Below are 1,411 nucleotides of genomic sequence, written 5' to 3' on the forward strand. Positions count from 1 at the left end.
AGCGTCGAGTCTTCGCCGCCCGCGAAGCAGGACTTACGACCATTCCCGTCTACCTCGTAGACGCCGACGAGGTCCCTTCGGAGCGGATCGTGCAGCAGATGGTCGAGAACGACCAGCGCGAAGCCCTCACCGACAGCGACCGGGCCGCCGCGTTCCAACAACTCGCGTTCGAAGGCCTCTCCGTGACCGCGATCGCGCGACGTACCGGGACGAAGCAGAAGGAAGTCAAGACCGCGTTGGCTGTGGTCGAGACCAGGCTGCGGCGTCCGCGATCCAGGAGCACCAGCTCACCCTGGACCAGGCGGCGGTGCTGATCGAGTTCGACGGCGACGCAGAAATCCGTGCCGATCTGATCCAGGTCGCAACCACCGACCCCGCCCAGTTCGTCCACGCGGCTCAGCGGGCACGCGACGAGAAGGCCCGCGCCAGAACCAAGGCGGACGCGGAAGCAGACCTGGTCGCACGGGGCTACTTGATCCTGGACTCGGACCCCGGTTACTACGACACGGAGTACACCCGAATCAGCGAACTCCTGACCACCGACGACCAACGCGTCACCGCCGAACACATCGAGAACCTGGACGGACGAGCCGCCCACGTCCGGGTCTACGCAGACGGTGACGCCAACATCAGCTACTTCCTCCGGGACGCGAACGCGGCCGGGTTCCACACCTACGGCGGGAGCCAGCCCAAGTCCGGCCCGATGACCGACGAGGAGAAGGCCGAGCGGCGCACACTGATCGCCAACAACAAGGCGTGGGCATCCGCCGAGACCGTCCGCCGCGAATGGCTCGCCACACTCCTCTCCCGCAAGGCCCTCCCCAAGGATGCGGCGGTCGTGATCGCGAAGGGTCTCACCATCCACCGGCAGGCGATCAGCACCGCCACCCGAGACGGGAACGAGCTCGCACACCACCTGCTCGGGCTGGAGCCGTCCGGCTACTTCGGGAACGACAAGCTCGCGGCGCTGATCGAGCAGTCCCCGGCCAAAGCACAGCACGTCGCCCTCGCAGTCGTGCTCGGAGCGTGCGAATCCGTCACCCGCAAACAGACCTGGCGGTACCCGTCGTCCACCGACGCCGACTATTTCACCCTGCTCGCCGGCTGGGGGTACAACCTCAGCGACGTTGAGCAGATCGTGACCGCTGGCGAGTCTGCCAATGCGGAAGGAGACGCAGCTTCGGTCAACGCGGAGCCGAGCGCAGGCGACTGATCACGCTAGACGGAAGCGGGCCCCGCGAACCGGGCCCGCTTCTCGTTCTGAGCGGTCAGGACAGTTCTCTACTTGTCGCCCCGACCGTCGAGGGACCGACGACCGGACCTCCCCGCTGCGCCACCCGGTTGAAGGCCACGAACGGCACACACGCCGTCTCGGCCGTCAGCGCCGCCAGCCGGCCGATCGGCGTGCGCG

Annotated in this window: 2 protein-coding genes; both read left to right on the forward strand. The window is 67.3% G+C overall.

Annotated features, from left to right (window positions below):
- Positions 1-314, forward strand: a 314-nt coding sequence (locus tag HNO83_RS20075; protein ID WP_502708444.1) for a ParB/RepB/Spo0J family partition protein, incomplete at its 5' end; no start/stop codon positions are given.
- Positions 308-1,213, forward strand: coding sequence for a hypothetical protein (locus HNO83_RS20080; RefSeq protein ID WP_175339309.1), 906 nt, complete (start codon positions 308-310; stop codon positions 1,211-1,213). The genes HNO83_RS20075 and HNO83_RS20080, both read left to right, overlap by 7 nt.
- Positions 1,214-1,411 lie beyond the last annotated feature (198 nt).

The organism is Leifsonia sp. C5G2 (assembly GCF_013359685.1).
GTDB lineage: Bacteria > Actinomycetota > Actinomycetes > Actinomycetales > Microbacteriaceae > Leifsonia.